15 protein-coding genes and 1 pseudogene are annotated in these 21971 nt (G+C 49.3%); 6 read left to right on the top strand and 10 right to left on the bottom strand.

All coding sequences use genetic code 11. The features are described from left to right. Nucleotides 1-56 precede the first annotated feature (56 nt). From HOY33_RS03735 to HOY33_RS03745, 3 genes are read right to left on the bottom strand one after another with little or no spacing between them, the layout of a single operon-like run. Nucleotides 57-1856, bottom strand: coding sequence for a response regulator receiver domain (locus HOY33_RS03735; RefSeq protein WP_172288647.1), 1800 nt, complete (start codon nt 1854-1856; stop codon nt 57-59). Continuing rightward, the gene (locus tag HOY33_RS03740) at nt 1849-4818 is read right to left on the bottom strand and encodes an ATP-binding protein (protein WP_172288649.1); all 2970 of its coding nucleotides are present in this window, start codon (nt 4816-4818) and stop codon (nt 1849-1851) included. Before HOY33_RS03740 ends, HOY33_RS03735 begins: the two co-directional genes overlap by 8 nt. Next, nucleotides 4815-6026, bottom strand: coding sequence for a DNA cytosine methyltransferase (locus tag HOY33_RS03745; RefSeq protein ID WP_172288651.1), 1212 nt, complete (start codon nt 6024-6026; stop codon nt 4815-4817). The genes HOY33_RS03740 and HOY33_RS03745 overlap by 4 nt, the downstream gene beginning before the upstream one ends. Nucleotides 6027-6316: 290 nt before the next feature. On the opposite strand from HOY33_RS03745, the gene HOY33_RS03750 reads away from it, so the two are divergent. Beyond that, nucleotides 6317-7030: a hypothetical protein gene (locus tag HOY33_RS03750; RefSeq protein ID WP_172288653.1), complete on the top strand. Its 714-nt coding sequence runs from the start codon at nt 6317-6319 to the stop codon at nt 7028-7030. Between the two features lie 366 nt (nt 7031-7396). Here the strand turns inward: HOY33_RS03750 and HOY33_RS03755 are convergent. Then, a pseudogene (locus HOY33_RS03755) lies at nt 7397-7616 on the bottom strand (type II toxin-antitoxin system PemK/MazF family toxin); the annotation flags it as partial. Between the two features lie 299 nt (nt 7617-7915). Between HOY33_RS03755 and HOY33_RS03760 the strand changes: the two are divergent. After that, nucleotides 7916-11950 carry an NACHT domain-containing NTPase gene (locus HOY33_RS03760; RefSeq protein ID WP_172288655.1) on the top strand — a complete coding sequence of 1345 codons (4035 nt, stop codon included), beginning with the start codon at nt 7916-7918 and terminating at the stop codon, nt 11948-11950. A gap of 271 nt (nt 11951-12221) precedes the next feature. Here the strand turns inward: HOY33_RS03760 and HOY33_RS03765 are convergent, their stop codons facing one another. Further along, a complete protein-coding gene (locus HOY33_RS03765; RefSeq protein ID WP_172288657.1) occupies nt 12222-12362 on the bottom strand; it encodes a hypothetical protein in 141 nt (46 codons plus the stop codon). Next, a complete protein-coding gene (locus HOY33_RS03770; protein ID WP_172288659.1) occupies nt 12355-12756 on the bottom strand; it encodes a nuclear transport factor 2 family protein in 402 nt (133 codons plus the stop codon). The genes HOY33_RS03765 and HOY33_RS03770 overlap by 8 nt, the downstream gene beginning before the upstream one ends. A gap of 167 nt (nt 12757-12923) precedes the next feature. Here HOY33_RS03770 and HOY33_RS03775 point away from each other — a divergent pair, with 167 nt between their 5' ends. Genes HOY33_RS03775 through HOY33_RS03790 form a run of 4 tightly spaced genes read left to right on the top strand, consistent with a single transcriptional unit; the run spans nt 12924 to nt 18680 of the window. Further along, nucleotides 12924-14108 (top strand): ABC transporter substrate-binding protein, encoded by a 1185-nt coding sequence (locus HOY33_RS03775; RefSeq protein ID WP_172288661.1) that lies wholly within the window; start codon nt 12924-12926, stop codon nt 14106-14108. Between the two features lie 20 nt (nt 14109-14128). Next, nucleotides 14129-14992 carry a branched-chain amino acid ABC transporter permease gene (locus tag HOY33_RS03780; RefSeq protein WP_172288663.1) on the top strand — a complete coding sequence of 288 codons (864 nt, stop codon included), beginning with the start codon at nt 14129-14131 and terminating at the stop codon, nt 14990-14992. Beyond that, nucleotides 14992-17472, top strand: a complete 2481-nt coding sequence (locus HOY33_RS03785) for an ATP-binding cassette domain-containing protein (protein WP_172288664.1) — start codon at nt 14992-14994, stop codon at nt 17470-17472. Before HOY33_RS03780 ends, HOY33_RS03785 begins: the two co-directional genes overlap by 1 nt. Beyond that, complete coding sequence (locus HOY33_RS03790; protein WP_172288665.1) at nt 17469-18680, top strand: amidohydrolase family protein; 1212 nt, start codon at nt 17469-17471, stop codon at nt 18678-18680. The genes HOY33_RS03785 and HOY33_RS03790 overlap by 4 nt, the downstream gene beginning before the upstream one ends. Here the strand turns inward: HOY33_RS03790 and HOY33_RS03795 are convergent. From HOY33_RS03795 to HOY33_RS03810, 4 genes are all read right to left on the bottom strand, one after another. Continuing rightward, the gene (locus HOY33_RS03795; RefSeq protein WP_172288667.1) at nt 18649-19374 is read right to left on the bottom strand and encodes a GntR family transcriptional regulator; all 726 of its coding nucleotides are present in this window, start codon (nt 19372-19374) and stop codon (nt 18649-18651) included. The genes HOY33_RS03790 and HOY33_RS03795 overlap by 32 nt on opposite strands. 402 nt (nt 19375-19776) lie before the next feature. Beyond that, nucleotides 19777-20652: an NAD(P)-dependent oxidoreductase gene (locus HOY33_RS03800; RefSeq protein ID WP_172288850.1), complete on the bottom strand. Its 876-nt coding sequence runs from the start codon at nt 20650-20652 to the stop codon at nt 19777-19779. 65 nt (nt 20653-20717) lie between these two features. Then, entirely contained in the window at nt 20718-21077 is a 360-nt protein-coding gene (locus tag HOY33_RS03805; RefSeq protein WP_172288669.1) for a RidA family protein, read from the bottom strand. Between the two features lie 113 nt (nt 21078-21190). Continuing rightward, entirely contained in the window at nt 21191-21967 is a 777-nt protein-coding gene (locus tag HOY33_RS03810) for a transporter substrate-binding domain-containing protein (protein ID WP_172288671.1), read from the bottom strand. Nucleotides 21968-21971: the final 4 nt, after the last annotated feature.

The raw sequence follows: 21971 nt of genomic DNA on the forward strand, positions 1-21971 counted from the left end.
GGTCAACTCCAATCCACTCATTGTAAGATATTCTCATTACAGAGTTTTTTTAATACTTAAGCCCACATATTGGTATTTTCCTGAAAATCAAGCCCTACTCGGGTCTGCGATGAACCAAACTTATGCAACAAATTCAACGCATACTCATAACGTAACTCTGCTACAGCATAAGCAGCTAAGGGGCGTATAGCTAATGGTTTACCTTCAACAGTAGCATCTTCACGAACAGCGGTTAGTGATACTTTATGTCCATCGCCATAGCGACCTAAATTACCAGCATAAAACGTATCCCAAGGTGGGTTATCTGTACCCAACCAATATGCTTTCGGTGTACCATCAATATTGAGATAAATATATTCATTCCGATTTGCTTTACTATTTGCTGTATCTAAATTCACATTGGTGAACCTAACTGCTTTAAAAACCATGTGTGATTCCCCAATACGTGACTGCCATTGAGTAATCTTTTGTCCAGGAACTAGATCACAGGCAGGAGTAATGCACACCCATATATCACCTTCGATGTCCAAGACAGTACCAGTGATAAGATGATCATTATTTACTACCATAGAACAAGAGAAGGCATTAAGATGTCCTAATGCTAAATCTTTATTATTCATACATTCATTGAAGAATTTCTGGACAAATGCTTTTCCGTCGTTTGGGCTGTCATTTTTAGCAACTGCCATTATCTTTTTAGAAAAATCACGGAGTACTAAGCGTGAAGCTGTTGCTAATTGCTCCCAATGTAAGTTAATTGCCTTGTCATGAGCTGAATCATCACTAGCATGTTGAAGAAGATTGTAAAGCCAACCAGCTTGAGCATATCTATTACTTATAATCCTGGACGCTTGCTCTATTCCATTCTCATCTAATTCATAACGCATTTTTGCCATTAAAAGATGCATTGGAGATGCATTGTGTTTGGTTAAGGCTACAATAAGTGCATCAATAAGCTCATGCTCAGGGTTTTCCTCACTTTTTCGAATAACCGAAATGAACGTTTTCCCCGTACTAATATAATTGGTATCACTCCCCCAGTGCCATTGTAAATCGGGTCTAGATATTCCGTCGATATTAACTCCATTTTTCTCCAAAATCTCATAGAAACGCCATTTCATAAGATCGATACAAGTTAAGTCAGACTCTTGAGTAACATCATTTATCTCGGATAAAAATGGATTTAGTGGATGTGTTGGTTTTCGAGGATTAATAAGTTTTTCAGGGGCATCCGAAAAATAAATATCGAAAATCTCGCGAAGGTTTATTTCTTCATTGATCCAACGGTAATCCCTTCCGTCCTCATGTGCATCCAACCACTTATTCATTCTTTCAATCGTATCTTCTGACGGTATCAACGTATGCGCAGGATCAATATGGATAAAATCTATCAAAATTTCTTTAAATACATCTTCTATATCACCAATATATCCCTTTGTATGCACCAGTGTAATATTATAGTGATTATTCTGATCAAGCGACTGAATAATTTTACGGGCACGAATACCTTTATCTGCCGCTTCATCTCCATCAAGATGATAGTCTAACACAATTAGATCACTATGATGAATGTGTGGTGGTATTTCTTCATCTCCACCCAAATTTGGTGTTCCACCATTAAAAACATCTATACTCCACTTATAAGTAGAGTGACACATAGTAATTATTTTTTTTAGTCTTTCTATATTTGCACCCATTGATGCAACAGTTTCCTCATCGCCAACAATAACTTGATTCTTCCGCTCAATCAATGAGATAAGCGTAGGATACTCATCATCAATAACTGTGACGTTACGGATAGGTTTTATAAAAGCTTCCTTTATAAGATCAGGATAAGTCGTTACCATATCAGTCATTGATCAATCCTTTAAACGCAATTGCAAAATTTGCACCATTAAGTTTTTTGAAAGTGTCTCGAACCTCATAGCGAATACTATGTCCACCAGCTTTCAGGTTTTGTTTACATAGATAAAGCCCTACACCTCTCCCGCCCTTTTGTTTACGAGTGAAGAAAAGGGTGAAGAGACTTTCGAGATCATCAACATCCACACCAGGCCCATTATCACTGATAAATACCTCATCATCAGTACATGATAATAATATTTCTTTTTTATTACTTTCAATCCTTTGCACCCAATATATTGAGTTATTTATTATATTTATGAATACTGGAAAGATTCGTGATTGCAAATCCATAATCGATATACTCCTGAATTCAGGAGTGCATGAAAGGTGGATATCTGCGGTCGATAGTTGTTTAGAAAAATATCCTGTGATATATTCCTCTATACCTAATCCTGTTATTTTCTGAATCTCTTTCTTACCGGATAGTTTAAGAGGAGAAAGAAATTTAAGCTTATCAATTAATGAGTTATGGCAATTTAATGCGACATCGATGTTTTTCTTCTGATTAGGAGTCAACTCATCATCTTTTATCACTTTCAATGCATACGTAAGTTCTTGATCTAATCCATCAAGTTCATGACCGATAATTTCGACTGTAATTCCGAGCTGTGCCAACGAATGCAATCGTGCTAATTCATCTCTATAACGGACGGACTCATTCATGCTGTGGATAGCGAGGCCTTCCAAATCAATCTGTTCATTAATACGCTCAAGAGCAGTGACATATGGAGATAATTTTTGAGCGTTTTCAATTTCAATTTTCTCCTGCTCGGCATCTAATTTCTCAAGTACTACTGGCAATGATACTCTCGCAAGGTTTAAGTCCTCAAGACTTTCTTCCATAGTAAGTTTATATTGCTCTCTGCAATTTTTAATTAAATCTTCGAGTTCAACTTGCTGCTTGAGAAGCATTTCTTTACCGCGGGCAGCATACCTTGTAATGCTATTATTGATACTTGCCAGTTTACTCCGATAAACTTCATATGCTTTCTCATAGTCGCTTTTCTGACTAGATTCGGCAATAGCCTTATTTATCGTATAAGTAATATCCTTAATAATCTCCTTGCAGTACAACTCTTCCTTTCTGTACGCACGATAGTCGTCTTCTAGACGCCCAAGATTTGCAGGTATAGGACTCAATGAATAACCCTGAATAGTCTCATAAAATTCATCAGTAGCTACCTTAAGTGCTTGTAGATCATCAATTGAATCTAAACTCAATCGTCCTGCCAGATTATCTTTAAATTCTGATAATGTAGACACAAGTTTTACCAGAGATGCCATGTTACGTTTTATTGATGTCCGTATACGTGTTCGTTCCTTGTTAAGTAATTTACTTCTATCTTCATCAGCCTTTAGCTGAGCCTTTTTTTCTTTAATATCATCAATTGTACTTTTTCTTTCTTTAGCGAGCCTGCCAAAGTGTTTATCTGCGGAATCTTGAAGAATTTTTTCAACTATTTCACGAAATAATTTCGAAGCACGATTCTCAATAAACCCTTCTCGACCAGCTTTGTCTTTTAAATTAGGATTATTTTCACGCGTTATGGCAATACGCCCAAACATACGGCGATTAGACCAAAAATATCTGCCAGCATTCTTAGATCGACGTTCTTCAATTGAGAAGTAATCACTATCAGCCCGTCCATATGGCATAACTCTTAGCCCGTCGCGATATACTTTCAATCCACCATATTTTTCTGATTGTTCAATAAAATGTGCATGCTGAGAATCATTCAATGATGAACTATTATAATTCCATTCATAAGATCCAATTCGCAAGTGAAAAGGACCGAAGGCGCTATCTTTTCGTGTTTTGTAAATTTGTTTTGGTTTAATAGAGTATTCTTCAATCCATTCTCCAAAAACTTTAACCCTACCTTTAAAATAGCCTTCGGAATCCACTTCCCCTTCAATTATATGCTCTAGTTCTTCCAGATTTCTTAGATCAAACTCTCTGTTTTCTCCGATGATTATCCTCGGTGCATTATTAATCCAACCGGTAACACTATATGAAAAATCATCTATTACTGGTTCATCATTACGAGAAAAGGGATCAGTAAAATTTGAAAGCGTTTGAAAAAATCGTTCGCGTGTACTTTTCTCAGTGTCGTCAGCTTGATTAAGCTCGGTACTTGATAACTGAATATAAATGTCATATTGGACATCCGCGATAAACATGGCTGTTCCATGGGTCGAATCGCCTGACCATACACCCCATTTGCTGAAATGCTCCTCTTTGAATACATCTTGTATCAGCGTTTCTTCGATTTTTTCTTGAGTAGTAACTTCTAATCCATCTTCAGTTTCTTGTTTGCTGAAAGCACTCCAAGCATCCGCAATCCGTTTTGTTCGAGCAGGATCATCTGAGTTGCCCCATATATTCCCCATCATCTGATCAAATAGTTGTGGAAGTACTTCTGAAAGATCATTTTTATGGATAAATTCACTGACAGGGATCTGAACATCATTCAGAAATAAGAATGGATTTTCAAACAACCGCCAATCTATAAGAGCCGCAACATAGTCACTATTTTTTCGTTTGGAGATAAGTAATAACAACGGTCCTAAAGCTGCTGATGACAAGCGACCAATCCCTTTTTGACCTTGTTTTGGGCGTTCTGCTAAACCATCTCGATCCCTTTCAGGAATAGAGAAACCATTAGTTTTTGATTCTGTCCCTACAATGAGCCATTTAGATTCAAATTCATTACGATTCATACCGTGGCCATCATCAACAATGGCTGAAACCTTCATATCCCCCTCAAAGATATGAAGGCATACTTGTTTGGCATAGGCATCATAAGCGTTCTTCCAAAGCTCCGATATAGCAGTCGGGCAGTCAGCTATCTGTTCCCGCCCTAGATGATCAATCGTCCTTGCTCTAGTCTGAAACGTAACATGTTGAGTCATTTTGTACATTCCTTACCATAATCTACTTCCCTGGCATTATTTTTAACCTCATGGGAAGGCTGCGTTGATAGTAGTTTCATTATTGATCCCAGCAGCACTTTACCAAGTTCTACAGGGACAGCATTTCCGATTTGTTTAGCAACAGACATTGCCCCCCCCAAAAAAACATACTCATCAGGGAATGTCTGTAACCGCGCTGCATGCCTCAGAGAAATGCCCTGTGGTAGCCACGGATGAACAAAACGGCCTTTCGAAGGGTTATTACAACCCGTAGTAACAGTATTTGATGGTATATGGGGATAGATTCTTCCATACACATCCAGATGGCCACTGTAATTCTTATGGCAATCTAATATCCTTCCTGACTCAGTTCTATCCCCTAAGAGAGGGGTGTTTTCAAAAAGAACTGTCATTTCAGGAGAATGCATCATATGGACATGACATGGATCATTGGAAACTACGGGTTTACCCCATACTAGCGTCTTAATGCAGAGTTCTGCATCCTCAACAGTGAAATTAAACTTCTCAATGAGTCTCTCTTTCAGCTCAACCAATACTGATTGAGGAGGACGTTCAAACACAGTAGAAGATGTTGCCCACATTCTTGAACCCGATTTGGTATGAGTAGCTTTTGGAGGCCATTCAAAACCATCTGTGCATATGTCTTTTCTTACTGCGAGTATGAAAGCACGCTTACGACTTTGTGGAACACCATAATCTCTCGCATTCAGAATGAAGGGTTGATCGCCAATGATGTGGTAGTCATGTGCTCTCGTGAGAGCGATAAAATTGTTCAAATACTCCGCATGGCGAGGCCAAAGGAGGCCCGGCACATTTTCAACCAAAAATACTTTTGGTCTTAGATTCTTAACGAAATCAAAGTAACGTATCAATAGAGCATTTCTTGGGTCATCTTTTCCTGCATCATTAATGCGGTGTGATGAAAACCCTTGACATGGCGGACCACCGAGCAAAATGTCAAGCTGACCCTGCTTGATGCCCTGAAACTTCATCATAGAGCCAATATCAACATCATTGATGTCTTGGGAGAACACCTGAGTTTGTGCGCCAAGCTTCTCAACAAGGTTGTGGTAGTAAGTATCAGAGGCTTGCTTATCAAGCTCAATTGCGGCTTGAACATCAATGCCAACCTCAAAGGCTGCAAGCGAAAAACCTCCCGCACCAGCAAATAAATCAATAGCTTTCAATTTAATCTTACTCAGACTTTTTAAGTTTTGATGCCAGCATTATACGCAACATCTGTATCAGATACCCCCAGTTAATGTTACTAGTGGAAAATCGTGTGATCCGTGTTATCCGTGTTATCTCTATGATATCAAAAGCACCAAACACACTTTACTGCGACTAACAACCGGATTGATACTAGTTTTATGTACATGGGATGGCTGGTCGATGCATCAGTAACTTTTTAATCGTTGAAACTGCGTGGCTTACAGAACAAAAAAGCAACAGCAATATGACATTTAGAGAGGATTGTATGGAAGAAATAGAGCATTTTACCGATGATCGGCACAAAGCCTGGTGTATCCATTGCGGTTCGCCCATTATTGATCGTCATACAAATAGAGATCACGTTCCGACAAAAGGGTTACTAGAAAGACCTCTGCCGCCCCATGTACCGCAAGTCGAAGTATGCAAGGAATGTAATACCAGCTTCTCATTGGATGAAGAGTACTTCGTTACTTTTCTGAGTTGCGTGGAGGCAGGAAGCACAGACCCTTCAGCGCAAAGAAATACAAAAATCGGGAGGGCGCTTACACGTACCCCATCCCTTGCTACTCGACTACAGGCAGCTAAGCAGATTACAGTGAATGAATATGGCAGACAGCAGATTCTTTGGCTACCTGAGATAGAACGCATAAATCGGGTTATTTTGAAAAATGCCAGAGGCCATGCTTTCTACGAGTACGGAGAGCCAATGTTGGACGATCCAATCTCTGTAAGTGCCGTTCCACTGATATCAATGAATCAAAACCAACGTAACGACTTCGAAGAAGCCGGTGGGCCTTTTGCTGGCTGGCCAGAAGTTGGAAGTAGAATGATGACTCGCGTCATGACAGGTCAAGACTTAGATGATGGTTGGGTTAATGTTCAAGATGACATCTATCGATATGTGGTATTTCAACAAGGCATAATGACCGTCCGCTCAGTCATACATAACTATCTCGCAACTGAGGTGGTTTGGGAATAACGGTGGACACTATGGTTCCCGAATCGCCGTTTTGCGAGATTGAGTACATATATGAGAAAATACCCACAGAATTCAATAATAAATCATATAAATCATATAACCAAAAAATAAATCACGATTTAACGTCTTATCAGCTCCAGTGGTCATTGCTTCTTCTAAATGTATACATTTCTCAAAGGTGGTCATTCTGGTGGTCTTGACAGAAAGGGGATTCAGGTTTAGCTTACTTATTAGCCACTTGTTGGCTAAGGCGATCCCAGTCAGAGGAGCCAGATTTTAGAGAAGCCCGCTCAGGGAAACCTGAGCGGGCTTTTTGCTTTTCTGAGTTTATCAATCACATCAAAAACATCGGCTCAGAATGGCTTGCTATCTGACCAGCACTTCATTCACGATAGCATCAGGTATACGTCCCAGACGCTTGCTGCTCAAGGCTTCCATATCAATGGTTCTGGGCTGCTCACAGCGAATAACGCCCGTTTTTTTCGTTCTTGCATCATCCAGCGAAACGGCAAAAACCCGCTTCACGAGCAAAGTTTCCGCCGCTGGTGATGGGAACAACAAAGGGTAGCCGGGTGAACTGATTAAATGGTGTCGCAATTAGCCAATAGCAGCAAGTGAGGAGTTCTCGAAGCAGATCGCAGAAAATAAAAATTCCGCAGATAAGTCCTCCATATCAAGAAAGGTTTAATGTCTGTTAACCTGCATGTCGCGATTGCGAAATGTGATGAATGTCAATAAGTTGTATAATGCGATCAGCAGTTGATAAAACAGCCCCCCAATAAAGAAAAAATGCCGTACTATCTCTGACAGAAGCAAGAAAACTCAGGCGCAGCTTTACTTTCTGCTCGAATATTTGAGCTATCCAACACGAAGCATTTTGTAACTATGAATTCAATCTTCTATCTTGAACGTAATTTTACGCACGGTGACAGGACGTACACAGAGACAGAGTTGCTGGCTGCATCAACGCACATTGTTGTGTTAGCAGAACCCGGCGGCGGGAAAACAGAGCTGATGAAAAGCATCGCTCAGAAACTGAACACTTCTGTCTTAAATGCCAGCGTATTTGCTTATGTGGGAGCAGATAAAGAAAATAGCTCACTGATAATCGACGCCGTTGATGAAGTCGCCAGAATCGATCAATCAGGTATCCATAAACTCCTTGCGCTCGCCAGAACATCAAAGCCAAATCGCGTAATCATGTCGAGTAGGTCAAGCGAATGGGGACTGGCTTCCACCAGTATTTTTGAAAAATTTCTTGGTGTCTCCCCTATGATTGTGAGACTGAGAGAATTCGATCAAGACGAACAACACGCTATCTTTAAGCACCATGCGCCAGCAGAAGACTTCTTTGCATTCCAGACCGAAGTCACTCGGTTTAGTTTAGACATGTTGTTACCAAACCCTCAGTTCCTGAAAATGTTCACCGATGCCTATTTAGAAAGTGGCAGACGATTTGCTGACAAACGTTCAATCTTTGCTTTAGCGGTCGAACGACTGGCCAAGGAAGTCAACCCAGATATCCCGAAAGCCTCTGTATCTCTTTCAGTTGCACAGAAGATTGCATTTTCTGCTGAGGTTTATGCCAAACTTCTGTTGTCGGGCGCAGAGGGCATCAGCACCATCGACACGACCGCAAACCGGATGTATCCCATGCTGCCAGCGTTGTTTAACGGCAGTACTGCCTGTTACGACATATTGTCAACGCAGCTTTTCAAACCCGGCGATAATGAAGACCAGCACCGCCCGGTCCACAAGATCGTCGCTGAATACTGCGCAGCGGATTATCTCATTAAACGAATAGCCGATCCTGCGGATGACCTCACTTTAACAAAGTGCTTGTCTGTTGTTGCACCTAACGGTACTGCCAGAGATGAGTTGAGAGGTCTGCTAGGATGGTTGGCGGCATTAGGCAACAGGTCGGTACAGGGATCCATTATTGAGCTTGACGCTTATGCGGTACTCGCAAACGGCGATCCATCACAGCTTGAACGCTCATCGAAACGGCAGCTTCTTCACCGACTTAAAGAGCTTGAAGCCACTGACCCTTACTTTCGTCGGAGCGATTTCTGGCGCCGGTTCAGCGCGGCTGGTTTCTTCACGCAAGACGTTGTTGAAGAAATAAAACCTCTTTTAGCAATGGGCAATGAGGGGCATTTACGTAACTTAATTTTAGAACTTCTGGTAGATTCCCCGGTTAACAGCCAGTTGACGCCTGAATTGAGCCTGATTATTTTAAACCCCAACGAGTCTGAACACATTCGTACATTAGCAAGCAGATGCTTACTCAATGTCAAAGAATACGATTTCATTGGCGTTTTAGCCGTTTTAATTTTTGAAGCAAGTAATATTTCACTCAATATTGCAGCCAAAGTCATCGAAGTCACAGGACTAGAGAAATTTGACCACACATATCTCTCTGGGTTCTTACGCGTCTGTGCGAACCTCTATCCCGATCACAAAGAACAATTAGAAAGGGTCGTTGGCACTCGTTATTTTATTAAGAAGCTAATCTCCTGTTTTTCACAGAATACTCTTGAACTTCTTCTGGACGAATTAACCCATAATCTTCATTGCCATTGTGGGAAAAAATCCTATGAGTGTGATTGTCGCAATGGAATAAGCAAGATCGTCGGTTCAATGGTCGATCGCTATTTTGAATTAACTCAAGCGCCTTTTGATCCTGTGAGGATCTGGCAATGGATAGGTAATCTCAATTTTCATCGCCAATGCCAAGCCGATCAAAGTAAATCGGTACAGGTGCTTCGGGAAAATGAAACGCTTCGCCAGGGGATCATTGCCCATGTATTCGGGCCATTAACGGATCGTAATGAAATATTCAACACAAGAGTAGAAAAGTTCGACGGACACCTGCACTCACATTCAGGCCTTCATTTATGGCGGAATGACTATAAATTTCTCCTCGATCTGGCGTTTGAAACAGATAACGCTGATCTGTGGGCGAGTTTCCTTGTCAGCCATCAACGTTACAAAAACAAGGAAGAACAAGGCTCTGATGACTTGCGGGCACAAATGCGTCAGCACGCCCTTTCCAAACCCGCATTTATGCGCGAGTGGGCCAGATACAAGAATGCAATGAAATTATCCGAGCAGGAACACCAGTGCTGGAGATTCAGACATAGCCGAAGCAGGAAACGTCGTGACAGAAAGCAACGGGAGATCCACACCAGAAATATAAAATTCGTTAATGAAAACAGAGATATTGTAGGGCAAGGTCGTCACTGGGGGTGCCTGCTGCGTTTTGCAGAACTCATTCTCATGGATCCGGAAAAAATTGAATTGGAGTTTGGTGACGAGAAACTGGTTCGGACTGCGTTGCGAAATTGTCTGGATTTTATTACTCCCATGGTTCCCACCCTACCCGAACTGGCGGCTCTGCAATGCGAATCTAAATACAGGCATTCTGAGACGGTTTTATATGCAGCCTGTCTGGAGATTCTACGTGCAGAAGGCAACCTTGAATGCGTCAATATCGAGTTACTTACAGCATTAAGAACTAACATTCACATGGGATACAATTCAGTTTCGACGGAAGAACGTGATGCTCTACAGGCAGAGGTTGACCGCCTCATTTTTCCTGATAGTGAAAGCGCGGAAAAATATCTCCGACAGTATGTTGAACCCCAACTCGCTCAACCATGCCCTCACCCTGAAATCTGGATGCTAAGTGGAGAAGAGGTCTTTAGCCAGTCACGCGCTAAACTTTCCATTGAATGGCTTCGTCGCTTTACCGATTTATCTCTTAACTCAGTGGATGCAATTTTTGAAATTGCTGCACAATACGGCGATCGTGAGGATTTAAAAGAAATTATTGCAGAGCGTTGCTCAGAGATAATGTCAGGCTGGCCCAATCCGACAGAAGATGAGGATTTTGAACGCAAGCGAATATTCTGGCTGGTACGGGAGTTTTACTTTCTCGAGAGCATTACAGCTACTTATTGGGCATGGCTAAAATCTGCCAAAAATAACTTACTGCATTTTTATGAGCGTTCTGGGCGCATGAACCGAAGCGAGCATCGTGCCTGGCCGGAACTGACCTCAATTAAAATTGAAGCCATTTTAGACGCTTTCTTTGAACAATGGCCGGATGTTGAACTGCCAAGTTATTGGAGCAGTGATAGTCCTGAAGAGGAAAAAGCCTACCGCTTTTTGACTGATTTAATTTGGTCAATTGAATCAGATATTCCTGACAATGCAATACCTGTACTGGGTCGCCTTCTTGCCGATCCACGTTTCACGAGCCAGAATAAAGGGCTGCAAAGTATATATGCTGGTCAGCTCAGAAAAAAAGCGCTCAGGGATTTTGAACCACCGACGCCAGATGAAATAGTCCAACATCTGGATTGTGATTCAGTGATTACTGTTGAAGGCCTGCGTCAGTTAGTTCTTCAGGAGCTTCATGATTTCCAGAAAGCGATTGATGGCGGGGAGTTTAACTCGGCAGATCGCTTCTATGAAAAAAATGAACGCCTTGATGAGGTAAAGTCTACGGAGATCATTGCTGAACGTCTCAATTTAAGACTCGAACCTCAGGGCATATCTATAACGCCTGAGCATCAGTTGAAAGGTCAAAACAGGAGTGACTTCACGGCATCTAAGTTGATTGGCGGAAGAAGACGACTGCTGGTTACGGAAGTCAAAGGCCAGTGGCACAGAGAGTTATATTCTGCCGCTTCAGCCCAACTCTATGACCGTTATTCCATCCACCCAGATGCCGAGCAGCAGGGGATCTTTCTTGTCATATGGTTTGGAGAGAGTGAGACCGTTGCTGGCCGCAAGATCCACAGTATCAAAACCGCTCAGGAACTTAAAATCAGTATTGAAGCAGTGTTACCGGTTGATCTTCGTGGTTTAGTTGATGTTTTCGTTTTAGATGTTTCGCGGCACAGTAAACATTAGCATGAGCAACATGACTCCTACTTTGAATTTGTCCCTATATATCCAGACATTTGGCTATCTTGAGGTTGCTTTAAGTAATACAGTACAAAAGAACTTTACAGTATTGTTACATCGAACATAAATATCCGATATCACCGCAGGTGTAAGATCAGGCATTTACCACTGGCACAAAGAGGTTGTTAAAAATTGGTGGTCATTCTGGTGGTCTTGACAGGATGAGAATTCAGGCATAGCTTAAATATCAGCCACTTACTGGCAAAGGCGATCCCAGTCAGGTGAGCCATTTTAGAGAAAGCAGACGTTCACAGACGTCTGCTTTTTTGCATTTAATCAATTGGTTATCCACCATCTCCAGCAGAATGCCGGTGAGCGGCGTTTTTACCGACGCCGCAGACGGAGTGCCGTCATTCAACCCGCGCAATCTCTGGCGCTAAAATCCACTCGGCGCTGTCGTTCCACACATCCATTTTAACGATCTTGCCGTCGCGCACTTCGTAGCGATCCAGGTAGCGATTGCCGGCAAAGGGGCGACCGTCGGGCCATTCGCCGTACAGCGTGCCGTTGGAATACACCACCACGTGATCGCCGCGATGCATACAGTCGAACTGCCCCACCGACTTTTTAACCCATTTATAGCGGGCGCCGTTAAAGTTGGTGATATCCTTGGTGGTCGGCATTTCACGTTTACCCGTAAAGGTAATCTTGACGTCCGGGTGCATATAAGATGCGGCGCGTATCGCATCCGGGGCCATCGACGCGGCCAGAAAACCTGTTACTACCTCAACGGCCTTTTCAATCTCAGACATAATCAACTCCGTGGTATCTGTGCGCTGTTTTGGCGCATCGGCACCAAAACAGCGCATCTTTGCAAAAAATAAACGCCATTTGGCGCGGCTTCACAGCAATACCAAACTGGCATCCAAATTGCTAGAAATAAAATACAAAATAGCTAGCAATCCACTCGAGGTGCAATATGTCTGGAAAATCATGCCTGAAAACCTGGCGGCAGCGCGCAGCGGCAGCCACCCTGTTTACCCTGATGTCGGCCAGCACGCTGGCGGCGGAAGAACCGATTAAAGTTGGCCTAGTGGCAGCGCTCACCGGCCAGTCGGCAAAGTCTGGTGAGGCGCTGACGCGCGGCCTCACCATCGCCATTAACGAAATCAACGCCGCGGGCGGGGTAAAGGGCCGCCCGCTGGAACTGGTACGCCGCGATGACGAGAGCAACCCCAGCAAAGGGATGCTGGCGGCGCGCGAGCTGATCCAGCGCGAGAAGGTCTCCGTGCTGTTTGGCGGATTGGATACGCCGGTATCGCTGGCCATTGTGCCATTAGCCAATCAGTTGAAGATGCCGTTTGTCGGCATTTGGGCCGCGGGCACCGCCATTACCCATAACGGCGCAAAAGAAAACTATGTGTTCCGCGTCTCGGCGGTGGATGAGCTGGTTGATGAAGCGTTGGTGGAATATGGCAGCGACAAAAAAGGCATGAAAAAACCGGGCATGATCCTGGTGAACAACCCATGGGGCGAATCCAATGAGAAGGGCTTTCGCGTCGCACTGCAAAAGCGCAATCTGCCGATCGCCGGCGTTGAGCGCATTGAAGACAGCGACGTCGATCTGGTGCCACAGTTGACCCGCCTGAAAAACGCCGGCGCCGATACCCTGCTGATGGTCGGCAACGTCGGCCCCTCCGCCCAGGTGGTAAAATCCCTGCATAAGATGAACTGGCAAGTGCCCGTGGTTTCCCACTGGGGGCCGGCGGGCGGCCGCTTTAGCGAACTGGCTGGGCCGGGGGCCGATCGCGTGACCTTCATCCAGACTTTTGTCTTTACCGATCACAACTCGGCCAAGGGCGAACAGGTGCTGACAGCGCTGAAAACGCAGTATCCGCAGATCAAAAGCCTGGCCGACGTCACCCCGGCGGTGGGTATCGCCAATGCCTATGACGCCATGCACCTCACCGCTTTAGCGATGAACAACGCAGGCAGCCTGGATGGCACCGCAGTACGTGACGGCTTCTATGCCATCAAAGACTATGCCGGCCTGATTAAACATTACCAGCAGCCGTTCACCCCGGAACAGCACGATGCCCTGGGGCCAAAAGATTATGTCTTCGCCCACTTCGTCGGCGAGCAGATCGTCCCGGTTAACGAGTAACCCACGCGAGGAGTCTGACCATGTGGAGCACTGCCCTGACCACCGGCCTGAGCCTTGGCAGCATGTATGCACTGCTGGCGCTCGGTTTTCATATCACCTGGATCGTGTCACGCACCCTCAACTTCGCACAGGGCAGTGCGATGATGGTCGGCGCGACGCTCGGCTATACCCTGAGCGTCAGTTGGGGCTGGCCGCTGTGGCTGGCGCTGCCCGCCACGCTGCTGTGCTGCGCGCTGTATGGCATGTTGATTGAGCGCCTGCTGGTGCGCCCGTTTGTCGCCCGTAACTCGGACGCCTGGCTGATGGCGACGGTGGCGGGCGGCATTCTGGTAGATAACCTGGCGATGTTCACCTTCGGCAAAGAGCCTCGCCAGTTCCCGGTGACCGACGTCACCTTCACCCTGTTTGGCAGCCAACTGTCGTTGATTAATCTGCTGATCCCACTGACCGGCGTGGTGATGGTGACGGCGCTGACGCTGGTGCGCCGCTACAGCCGCCTCGGCAAGGTGCTGGAAGCCACGGTGCAAAACCCGCGCGCCGCGCAGTTGATGGGTATCCGCGTCAATACCGTGGTGGCGGTGGCCTTCGCCCTGTCGACGCTGTTCGCCGCACTGGCCGGGCTGCTGATTGCACCGCTGTTCAACATCCACAGCGACATGGGCACCCTGTTTGGTCTGAAGGCGTTTGCGGTCGCGATCCTCGGTGGCCTTGCCAGCAGTAGCGGCATCTGGGTGGCCGGGCTGCTGTTCGGCCTGAGCGAAGCGCTGGTCACCCTGTGGTTCGGCTCCGCCTTTACCCAAATCTTCACCTTCTCGCTGGTGATCCTGGCGCTGGCCTTGCGCCCTGACGGGCTATTTGGTCAAAAACTGAGGGTCAAAGTGTAATGAGAGCGTTCCCTATCAATACCCTGGCCTTGATGCTGCTTGGCGTGATCAGCCTGCTGCTGCCCGGTTTTCTCGGCAGCTACACGCTGCTGGTATTTTCGCTGTTTGCGCTCGGCGTCACCACTGTGGTTGGGTTGAATATCCTGCTTGGGCTGAGCGGCCAGGTCTCCTTCGGCCATATCGCTTTTTACGCGCTGGGGGCTTACGTTTCCGCCGGGCTGACCATGGCCGGGCTGCCGCTCGGCGTGGCGATGCTGGCCGCGATGCTGGTGTGCGGCCTGATTGGCGGCTTGCTGGCGATCCCGGCGCTGCGCGTTAGCGGGCCGTTCCTGGCGATGATCACCATTGCCTTTGCGCTGGTGGTGCGCCATCTGTTGATTGAATGGCGCGAGGTTACCGGCGGTTCCAACGGCCTGATGGGCATCCCGATGCCGGAATTCGGCGGCCTCGATCCGGCGCTGGGTCTGGCGGTGTGCTGTGGTCTGCTGATGATGGCGGCGCTGTGCGGCTTTGCCCGCCTACAGCACAGCCAATGGGGATTGGCGATGCGCGCGGTGAAAGCCAGTGAAATCGCCGCGCGTTCGCTGGGCTTTAACCCGGTGGTGAGCAAAACTCTCGCCTTTACACTGTCAGCAATGTTCACCAGCGCCGCCGGTGCCCTGGTAGCGCCGTTGATGATGTTCATCAATCCGGACTCTTTCCCTTTCTCCCAGTCGATTCTGTTTATTCTGGCGGTAGTCATCGGCGGCAGCGGCACGCTGTTAGGGCCAGTGCTGGGGGCGCTGCTGATCGTGGTGCTGCCGGAGCTGCTGTCGACATTTGCCGAATACCGGCTGCTGATCTTCGCGGTGCTGCTGCTGACGGTGTTATGGCTGGCGCCGCGCGGGATTTTGGGCACCCTGGCGCGCTGGCTGGCAAAGCCGCCGGTGCAATTCGCGCCGCAAACGGCGGACGACGCGCTGCTGCGCGGCCACTTTAAGCACAGCGGCAACACTGTGCTGAAGGTGGAAAATATCGGCATCCGCTTTGGCGGCGTACAAGCAGCAAAAGACATCAGCTTCCAGGTACAACCCGGTGAAGTGCTGGGTCTGATTGGCCCCAACGGCGCCGGGAAAACCACGGTGCTGAACATGATCAGCGGCTTCTATCGCGCCGACAGCGGCAGTATCCGCTTACAGCAAGAACTGCGCGGCCTGCCCGCCTGGCGCGTGGCCCGCAATGGCATCGCCCGCACCTATCAAACCACCCAGTTGTTCAGCGGCATGAGCGTGCTGGAAAATCTGCTGGTGGCGCAGCAGCGCGGCAGGCAAGGATTGCCGTGGCGGCGCCCGACGGCCGATGCCCACGAGGTGGCGATGGCGCTGCTGGCGCTAGTGGGCTATCGCGGTTCGGTGCACACGCCCGCCGAGGATCTGCCCCACGTCGATCGCCGGCTGGTGGAGATTGCCCGTGCGCTGGCGCTCAACCCGGCGCTGCTGCTGCTGGACGAACCGGCGGCGGGCCTGAGCCGTGAAGAGACCGACGCGTTGATCCCGCTGCTGCGCCGACTAGCAGGCTTTGGCCTGGCGGTGATTGTGGTGGAACACGATATGGCGCTGGTGATGGCAGTCAGCGATCGGATCCAGGTGCTGGATGCCGGCAAACCGTTGGCGCAGGGCGCGCCTGCTGAAGTGCAACGTAACCCCGCGGTGGTGGCGGCCTATCTGGGCGGCACCGACTATCGCGGCAAGCCGCGCCGCCTTGCGCTGCAATCGAACGGCCAACCAGGGCTGGTGGTAAGCAAACTGACGCTGGATTACGGCGCTGCCCCGGTAGTACGCGACGTCAGCTTTACCGTCAATCCAGGGGAAACTGTGGCGATCCTGGGCGCCAACGGCGCGGGCAAATCAACCATTCTGCAAACTCTCGCCGGGCTGCATCCGGCGCGCAGCGGCGCAATTTACCTGCACGATCGCTCAATCAAAGAACTGAACGCCAGCCAGATTGCCGCACGGGGCCTGGCGCTGGTGCCGGAAGGCCGCCAATTATTTCCGCAGATGTCGGTGCTGGATAACCTATTGATCGGCCAGCACGCCTGCGCCGAAAAACACGATCCGCAGGTAGAAGTTGAATCGGTTCTCAAGCGCTTCCCGCGCCTGCGCGAACGGCTGCACAGCCCGGCGGGCCTGCTTTCCGGTGGCGAACAGCAGATGGTGGCGATCGGCCGCGGTCTGATGTCGCGTCCGTCGATCCTGCTGCTGGACGAACCGAGCCTGGGCCTGTCCCCGGCGATGATTGGCGAACTGTACGACGCGCTGGCTGCGCTGCGCGATGAGGGCGTTACTCTCCTGCTGGTGGATCAAATGGCCAACCTGGCGCTGACCATCGCCGATCGCGCGCTGGTACTGGAATCCGGCACAGTGGTTAAAGCCGGCCGCGCGCAGGATCTGCTGGCGCAGGCGGATCTGGCCGATGCCTGGCTGGGGGTAGCGAACGGATGAAACGCCTTACCATCGTTAACGCCCGCCTGGAAAACCAGCCCGGGCTGCACAGCCTGCTGATTGAAGACGGGCGCTTTGTTAGCGCCTTAAGCGGCCCGGCCGACACGCTGGATATGCAGGGCGCGCTGGTGCTGCCCGGTCTGGTTGAAACCCATATTCATCTGGATAAGGCCTGTATTATCGACCGCTGCAACCAGCAGGAAGGGACGCTGGCGGAGGCCATCAGCGAAACCGCACGCGCCAAGGCGGATTTCAGCGAGCAGGATGTCTATCAGCGCGGGGCCAGGGTGCTGGAAATGGCGATCATGCAGGGCACCACGCACATGCGTACCCACATTGAGATTGATCCGGTGATCGGCCTGACCGGCTTTCGTGCCATCCGCCGCCTACAGGCCGCTTATGCCTGGGCCATCGATCTGCAACTGTGCGTGTTCCCGCAGGAGGGGATGCTGAATAATCCCGGCACTGAAGCGCTACTTTGTGAAGCGCTGGCCTCCGGGGCGGATCTGCTGGGCGGCTGCCCCTACACCGACAGCGATCCGGTCGGGCAGATCAAACGGCTATTTGCGCTGGCGGCGCACCACGGCGTCGATCTGGATTTCCACCTCGATTTTGACCTGGCGCCGGAGAACCGATTGATCGATGAAGTGATCGTTCAAACGCGCCGCTGGCAGCTCGGCGGGCGCGTCACCGTTGGCCATGTCACCAAGCTGGCGATTCTGGAACTGGATGCGCTGCGGGCGCTGGGTGCGGAACTTGCGTCGGCCGGAGTGCGGGTCACCGCCCTGCCCGCCACCGATCTGTTTCTTACCGCGCGCGATCGTTTTGCGCTCAAACCGCGCGGTGTGGCGCCAGTGGACGAGTTGGATCGCCTGGGCGTTGTTTGCTCGCTGTCCACCAACAATATCGCCAACCCGTTCACGCCGTTTGGCGATGCTTCGCTGGTGCGGCAGGCCAACCTGTTTGCCAACGTTCGCCAACTCGGCACGCAGGCGGATTTGCTGCGCTGCCTGTCGTGGATCTCCAGCCAATCGGCGCGGCTGTTGCGACTGAGTCATTACGGACTAACGCCTGGCTGCCAGGCGGACTTTGTGGTGTTCGACGTCGAACGGGCCGATCAGGTGGTGGCGGAGATTGCCCCGCCAAAGATGGGCTTTAAGCGCGGGCGCCAAACCTTTAACCGCCCGCCAGCCCGGTTACTTCGCTAGCGCCGTCCAGCGCCTGGCGTAGCGTCATCGCGCCAGCCGCTGGATCGCTCAGATCCAACTCCAGCTCAGCTTCCAGCTCGTTCAAGTGCGCCTGCATAATCTGCTGCGCCTCTGCAACCTTGCCGGCGGCTAACGCTTTTACAATGGCGCCGTGCTCCGCACATTGGCAGGCAGGCGTATCGTTGCGCTGATACAGCGCCACAATCAGCGAACTGCGAACCATCAGGTTGGAAAGAATTTCCCCCAGCACCTTATTGCCGCTGATCTTAGCCAGCAGCAGATGAAACGCGCTAAGCTCGCGCACAATGTCCCGGCGATCCTGGCGCTGCGCCGCGGTGCGCTCGGCCTGCTGTTGAGCGGCAATATCCTCACCAAACAGGGCTATTCGCTCCGGCGTGATAGAGGCTACTATCGCGCTTTCGATGGCGCGGCGGGCGATAAAGATTTCGCGCGCTTCCCGCGCCTCCGGCTGGGCAACCATCGCGCCACGATTGGGTTCAATGGTGACAATGTGCAGCAACGCCAGGCGCTGAAGCGCAGCCTGCACATGGTTACGGTTGGCGTTGAGGGCATCGACAATCTGTGCTTCCACCAACCTGGCGCCGGGCTTTAGCCGGTGCTGAGCAATAGCAACCGACAGCGCCTCAACGATACGTTTTACTTCGCGCTGTTTCGCGGTGGCAACCTGACTCATCCTTACCTCAATCTGGCCTGAAATGGTCCCTATCATAACATCCTGATGCCCGGCAACAGAACGGCCTGCGCTTGAAAAGAACGGTGATAGTCACTGGGCCGATACGGGTGCCCGCACCAAACATATTCAAGCCTAAGATCGGCCGTGAAATTGAACCCATGCGCAAAAACCGCACTCGACAAGCGGGAGAATATCAATAAAGCGAATTCGGAGAAGCCGTCACGCTCCGTTTGTCAGGCGTGCCCCACCGCGATTACCGTGAGAAAGAGGATGGCGTATTTCAGCTCGCCCCCATTGATTCGGCGCTCAAGCAAGGAGAAATCACCTTTCTGATCGGCGGCAATGGCTGTTCAGTAATATTGCCGCCCGCGATCGACCGAACGATAGCGGGCAACATCCGTTTTACTGTTTTTGTTGATGCTGAAAATGATAGACCACGGACAGATCGTCCGCGCCATAGCCGGCGTCAACCGCCTGGCGCCAGAGGGATGCCGTTTCCCGCAGGCAAGGCAGGGTCTGGCCGGCGGATACGGATGAGAGCGCCAGCCGAGCGTCTTTCAGCGCCCAGTTCAACTGCATCTGCGGCGCATAACTTCCAGATTTAATCATCTCCATTTTCGCTTTTGCATAAGGCACGGCAAGCGGTCCTCCGTCCAGAACGGCCCACAAGTCATCTTCCGAAAAGCCGAATTGGTCGGCCAATAACAGGCTTTCCGATAGCCCCTGCATCAACAGAATCAGCCAGGTATTTACCACCAGTTTCATGCGCGAGCCTCTACCGGCCTCGCCCAGCCAAAGCGTACCCTTGCCGATTGCGGCGAACACCGGTTCCGCATTTGCGGCCCGTTCTCTGTCGCCGCTGGCAAGGATCAAAATCTGGGCATTTTCAGCAGGCGCCTTGGTGCCGGATACCGGCGCATCAATAAACGTAATATCCTGTCGATAATCGCCCAACGCTTGCGCGAGCTTGTCCGTCGACTCAACGCCGATGGTTCCCATCTGGCATAAAATGGCGCCAGACTTCAGGTGTTCGCGGATCTGCGCCACGATCGCTTCCGTCGTTTCAGCGTCCGTAAGCATGACGATAACGACATCGGCATTTTTTACTGCCTCAACGGGAGAATCGGATAATTTCAGCCCGTTGGCGACAAGGTCTTCTCCCCGCGCTTTGGTACGGTTCCATGCCGTAACCACAAATTCTTTTTTCAGTAAATTAGATGCAAAAGCATGTCCCATTGCGCCAAGACCCAATACGGCGACGTCAGGCTTACGAACCATCATTCATTCCTCAATTTAACTAAGATCTGTACCCTGTTGCGCTGGCAAGATAACAAGAATAGGGATTAGGCTTTTTTCAGGCAGGTAACCTGTACTTCGATCTGAAAAAGCGGATTAGGCAGACGGGTTTCGACACAAACGCGCGCCGGAGCATGGCCCGCCGGCACCCATTTATCCCAAACGCCGTTCATTTCATCGAACCGGGTAATATCCGTCAGCCAAATATTGGCGGCAATAAGGTCGGTTTTAACGCATCCCGCCTGTTTTAATAATCCTTCAATCTTGTCCAGTACGCTTTGCGTTTGAATCGCCACGCTATCGGATAAGTCATCGGCCACCTGGCCGGAAATAACAACAATACTATCGGTAGCCTTATACTCCACAGTCGTGCTCATGCGGGCGTTGGTATTGTAACGAGTGATCATGGGATATTTCCGTTTTAATGAATAGGGGTATTTAAACAGCGAATGACGCCGCAATTAACCCCCGGCGCCAATATCATCTATTCGCGATACGGGGGTCAGTTGCGCATCACGGCTTATTCCGCGCCGAGGTCGGCCGGCTTGCCAAGATATTTTTGGCTTAGCGCATCCAGCTTGCCATTCTCAATACTGGTCTTGATAAAGGCATTAAGCCAATCGGCCAAACCGGTTTCACCCTGTTGCACCGCCATATGCGCCGGACTGTTGCGAATGCGGAACTTGGGATCCAACTCCGCCTGCGGCGACTGCTTTGCCATCGCGGCGATCTGGGTATCCGTCGAGGCGATGAGGTCGGCCTGTCCGGTTAAATAAGCGGTAACCGATGTCGAATCGTCTTCGGTGCGCATAATTTTCGCATTGGGATTAGACGCGCTGAGCGCCAGGTCAGGCGTGGAGCCGCGAGAAACCGCCACCACATACTTTCCAAGCTCATCGGCATTGCCGACCTGAATTTTCTTCGGCCCCCATATACCGATGTAGGTATTGACATAGGGGTCGGTGAATAACACCTGCTTGGTTCGTTCCGGCGTTTTTCCCAGATTGGAAATAATAATATCGACTTTACCGGTGAGCAGATAAGGTACGCGGTTGGGCGCGGTAACCTGCTGCAACTGGAGCTTAACGCCCAGCGCCTCGGCGACCATCTTGCCCATTTCAATATCCAATCCCGTTGGATTACGCGCCTCATCCTGATAGCCAAATGGCGGCGTATCAAGCGAGGTGCCGATCCGCACCACGCCGGAGGAACGTATATCATCCAGTTTATCGGCATACGCGCTCACCGATCCCAGGGCCAACATAACGACAGAAAGCAATGCAATAGAGTTACGCATTTAG

The organism is Brenneria sp. hezel4-2-4, from assembly GCF_013155275.1.
Lineage (GTDB): Bacteria > Pseudomonadota > Gammaproteobacteria > Enterobacterales > Enterobacteriaceae > Brenneria.

Bases quoted from the DNA above. Each gene is read 5' to 3' on its own strand.
- HOY33_RS03735 (WP_172288647.1), bottom strand. From the start codon at position 1,856: ATGACTGATATGGTAACGACTTATCCTGATCTTATAAAGGAAGCTTTT.
- HOY33_RS03740 (WP_172288649.1), bottom strand. From the start codon at position 4,818: ATGACTCAACATGTTACGTTTCAGACTAGAGCAAGGACGATTGATCAT.
- HOY33_RS03750 (WP_172288653.1), top strand. From the start codon at position 6,317: ATGGAAGAAATAGAGCATTTTACCGATGATCGGCACAAAGCCTGGTGT.
- HOY33_RS03760 (WP_172288655.1), top strand. From the start codon at position 7,916: ATGAATTCAATCTTCTATCTTGAACGTAATTTTACGCACGGTGACAGG.
- HOY33_RS03770 (WP_172288659.1), bottom strand. From the start codon at position 12,756: ATGTCTGAGATTGAAAAGGCCGTTGAGGTAGTAACAGGTTTTCTGGCC.
- HOY33_RS03775 (WP_172288661.1), top strand. From the start codon at position 12,924: ATGTCTGGAAAATCATGCCTGAAAACCTGGCGGCAGCGCGCAGCGGCA.
- HOY33_RS03780 (WP_172288663.1), top strand. From the start codon at position 14,129: ATGTGGAGCACTGCCCTGACCACCGGCCTGAGCCTTGGCAGCATGTAT.
- HOY33_RS03785 (WP_172288664.1), top strand. From the start codon at position 14,992: ATGAGAGCGTTCCCTATCAATACCCTGGCCTTGATGCTGCTTGGCGTG.
- HOY33_RS03790 (WP_172288665.1), top strand. From the start codon at position 17,469: ATGAAACGCCTTACCATCGTTAACGCCCGCCTGGAAAACCAGCCCGGG.
- HOY33_RS03795 (WP_172288667.1), bottom strand. From the start codon at position 19,374: ATGAGTCAGGTTGCCACCGCGAAACAGCGCGAAGTAAAACGTATCGTT.
- HOY33_RS03800 (WP_172288850.1), bottom strand. From the start codon at position 20,652: ATGGTTCGTAAGCCTGACGTCGCCGTATTGGGTCTTGGCGCAATGGGA.
- HOY33_RS03805 (WP_172288669.1), bottom strand. From the start codon at position 21,077: ATGATCACTCGTTACAATACCAACGCCCGCATGAGCACGACTGTGGAG.
- HOY33_RS03810 (WP_172288671.1), bottom strand. From the start codon at position 21,967: ATGCGTAACTCTATTGCATTGCTTTCTGTCGTTATGTTGGCCCTGGGA.